This window comes from Aneurinibacillus danicus (assembly GCF_007991215.1).
Taxonomy (GTDB): domain Bacteria; phylum Bacillota; class Bacilli; order Aneurinibacillales; family Aneurinibacillaceae; genus Aneurinibacillus; species Aneurinibacillus danicus.
In genome coordinates, this window is the sequence record NZ_BJXX01000134.1 from 1 (window position 1) to 3851 (window position 3851).

The following is a 3851-nucleotide window of genomic DNA, read 5'->3' on the forward strand; positions in this document are numbered from 1 at the left end:
CCCTTCCCTTCATTTTCATGTCGGGGTTGCGGCGGAGACGCCATGGTGGTTTTTCTGTGAAAATCATAAAAAGCCCGCAGAGGTGTAATTCTGCGGGCCCTGGCATTGTTTGCATGATGGTGTTAAGAACCCCGTGAATGCCGTGATGCCAGTGTTTTGAACCTGCTCTTGCAGGTGGGGAACCTGTCCGCTGCTTTGCAGGTCCGCTTCAGCAAGGCGGCTTCTGCGCTGCAGCGAAACTTCGGAGCCCCATTTTGTTGGTGTTGGTACAAAACAAACGGTCGCTCACGCACATCGCAGGGTTCTTAAACTTACTGTGTTTTTATATTACACAAATCTGAAAACGATTTCAAGGGGGATATCAGGCCCATTTTTTACTAATAATTACCAAGAAACTTACTTATCGTCCGTTTTCTTTGGCATAACGACGCGTACGGATAGCTCTTCTAGCTGCTTATTATCAACCGGACTCGGTGCGTCCGTCATAATGTCACGTGCGCTTGCTGTTTTCGGGAACGCAATCGTATCGCGAAGGCTGCTGCGACCGGCCAGGATCATCACGATGCGGTCAAGACCAAATGCGATGCCGCCGTGCGGAGGCGTACCGTATTCAAATGCATCAAGCAGGAAGCCAAACTTCTCCTGTGCTTCTTCCTGACTGAAGCCAAGCGCTTTAAACATTTTCTCCTGAACATCGCGCTTGTAAATACGCATGCTGCCACCGCCGATTTCAAAGCCGTTCAATACCATATCGTATGCTTGCGCACGAATCTGGCCCGGATTTGTATCGAACAGATGTACATCTTCCGGGCGCGGACGAGTAAACGGATGGTGCAACGCCACATAACGCTTCGCATCTTCATCCCACTCGAGCAGCGGGAAGTCCACGACCCATGCGAATGCAAATTTGCTCTCATCGATCAGGCCAAGCTCTTTACCGAACTTCAAGCGCAGCGCGCCCAGCGAGTCGGCTACAACCTTCGGCTTATCCGCTACGAAAAGCAGCAGGTCATTGTTTTCAACCTGCATACGGTCTTTAATTGTTGAAATTTCTTCTTCCGTGAAGAACTTCGCAATCGGTCCTTTGATTTCGTCATCTTTAAACGCCATCCAGGCAAGACCTTTGGCACCGTAGCGGCCTGCAAATTTCATCAGCTCGTCTACGTCTTTGCGCGAGTAGTATGCGCATCCCTTTACGTTAATACCTTTTACCTGGCCGCCTTTTTTCATGACGCTGCTGAATACCTGGAAGCCGCAATTCTCGGCGATATCGCCGATATTCACCAATTCCATGCCGAAGCGGAGGTCCGGTTTATCCGATCCGTAACGTTCCATCGCTTCTGCGTATGTCAGGCGCCGGAACGGTGTTTCGACAGTAACGTTCAGCACTTCTTTGCATACTTTCGCCATCATCTCTTCCATCATGGCGAGCAAATCTTCCATGTTTAAGAAAGAGGTCTCGATATCGACCTGGGTAAATTCCGGTTGGCGGTCAGCGCGCAGATCTTCGTCGCGGAAGCAGCGGACAATCTGGAAATAGCGCTCATAGCCGGCCACCATCAGCAACTGCTTGAAGATTTGCGGCGACTGCGGCAGCGCGAAGAATTCACCCGGATTTACACGGCTCGGCACAAGATAGTCGCGCGCCCCTTCCGGTGTGCTCTTCGTCAACATCGGTGTTTCGATTTCAAGAAAACCGCGGCTGTCCAAATAATCGCGGAACAGTTTCGTCACCTTATGGCGCAGTTCCATCGTCCGGTACATCTCCGGACGGCGCAGGTCTAAATAACGATATTTCAAACGTACCTGCTCATCCACATCGATATCGTCTTCAATGAAGAACGGCGGCGTTTTCGCCTGGTTGATGATTTCGATTTCGCTGACCTGCACTTCAATTTCTCCGGTCGGAATATTTGGGTTAATCGTTTCCGCATCGCGTTCGACGACTTTTCCTTTTACGCTAATCACGTACTCTGTACGCACTTTATCGCCAATGGCGTGCGCCTCGGCATTAATCTCCGGGTTGAATACGACTTGCACCAGACCGGTCCGGTCGCGCAAATCGACGAAAATAACGCCCCCCAGGTCGCGGCGCTTCTGCACCCAACCGTTTAACGTAACCTCGCTGCCAACATCAAGTTTGCGGAGCGTGCCGCAAAATACACTGCGTTGTTGGAATTCCATCTCTCTTCCTGCCTTCCTTACTTATCTTTTTCGATTACAGATTGAACGGCCGAAGCCACTTGTTCAAACGCCACTTCTTGCTGGTCGCCGGTTTCCATGTTTTTCAGCACGGCTACTCCGCGTGCCAGCTCATCCTCTCCGATGATAACCACGGTCTTCGCCCGCAGGCGATCTGCAGCTTTCAACTGTGCTTTCATTTTCCGGTCGAGAAAGTCCTTGTCCGCAGACAATCCTTCACGACGAAGCACGTCAAGCAAAAGAAACGCTTTCTCTTCGGCTTCTTCGCCCATTCCAATGATAAAGCAATCCAATGCCCGTTCGATAGGCAGCTCTATGCCCTGGGTTTTCAGAGCCAGCAGAACGCGTTCGATGCTCATCGCAAATCCGATGCCCGGCACGTCGCTGCCGCCCATTTCTTTCACCAGGCCATTATAGCGCCCTCCACCGCAGATGGTGCTTACGGCGCCAATGCCGCGCTCCATAATCTCAAATGCGGTGTGCGTATAATAGTCCAGGCCCCGCACCAGATTCGCGTTCACTACATAGGCGATACCTAAATCGTCAAGGTGTTTCTTCACTTTGTCGAAATACGCGCTTGATTCATCGTTCAAATAGTTGAGAATAACCGGAGCATTCTTCATCAATTCTTTATCCGCATCTCTCTTACAATCGAGAATGCGAAGTGGATTGCGCTCTAAGCGGGACTGGCAATCCGAACAGAATTCGTGGATGTGCGGTTTGAAGTGATTGATTAACGCCTCGCGATGCGCTTTGCGGCTTTCCGCATCGCCTAAGCTGTTTAGCTCGACATGCAGATTCTTGAGTCCCAGCTCTTCATAGAAGCGCATGGCAAGCGCGATTGTTTCCGCATCAATTGCGGGACTGTTGCTGCCGATAGCTTCCACACCGAACTGGGTAAACTGACGCATCCGGCCGGCCTGCGGTCGCTCGTAGCGGAACATCGGGCCTATGTAATACAGCTTGGTCGGCTGCTGCGGTAAGCCAAACATTTTATTTTCAACATAGGAACGCACCGTGGAAGCCGTACCTTCCGGGCGCAGGGTCAGACTGCGTCCGCCCCGGTCTTCGAACGTATACATTTCCTTTTCCACGATGTCCGTCGTTTCGCCGACGCCGCGGTGGAACAGCTCAGTATGTTCGAAAATCGGTGTGCGGATTTCTAAGTAATTGTAGCGGCGGCAGATGTCGCGCGCTTTGTCCTCGATATACTGCCACAGCTCTATTTCACCGGGCAGAATATCGGCTGTTCCTCGTGGAACCTGGATCATGGTTGGCCCTCCTAACGATAACACATTGTAAATTAAAAAATCTCCCGTCACTGACATAACCGTCAGGGACGAGAGATTGGTTCACAATTCCCGTGGTACCACCCTACTTGGATATAATGATATCCCACTCCATTACCCCATAACGCGGGAGTACGCCGTGTGTTTCCACCGGTCTTCCGGGTTGTCTTTCATCAAGCGCTGTCGGGAATGCTTCCAGCCAGCGGCATTCCTCTCTGTACGGCAGTACATCCTGACTACTTTGTGCCCTTCATCAGATCCATTTACATTTGTCACAATTGTTTTTTATATTACTTGTTTCGACATAAAATGTCAAGTCTCATAAAAGTATAAGCACTTAAGTGAGAAAAACTCGCGGAC

The 3851-nt window shown here is 50.8% G+C and carries 2 protein-coding genes, 1 other RNA gene and 1 other annotated feature; all 3 genes read right to left on the bottom strand.

The annotated features are described in order from the left end of the window. Positions 1 to 124 precede the first annotated feature (124 nt). The 3 genes from ssrS to hisS all read right to left on the bottom strand — a co-directional run bounded on the left by ssrS (position 125) and on the right by hisS (position 3473). Positions 125 to 306, bottom strand: a non-coding RNA gene (ssrS, locus tag ADA01nite_RS14645) — 6S RNA. 90 nt (positions 307 to 396) lie between these two features. Then, positions 397 to 2184, bottom strand: a complete 1788-nt coding sequence (gene aspS / locus ADA01nite_RS14650) for an aspartate--tRNA ligase (protein WP_146811024.1) — start codon at positions 2182 to 2184, stop codon at positions 397 to 399. Between the two features lie 17 nt (positions 2185 to 2201). Next, a complete protein-coding gene (hisS, locus tag ADA01nite_RS14655; RefSeq protein WP_146811025.1) occupies positions 2202 to 3473 on the bottom strand; it encodes a histidine--tRNA ligase in 1272 nt (423 codons plus the stop codon). 61 nt (positions 3474 to 3534) lie between these two features. Then, positions 3535 to 3754: a binding site (T-box leader), on the bottom strand. Positions 3755 to 3851: the final 97 nt, after the last annotated feature.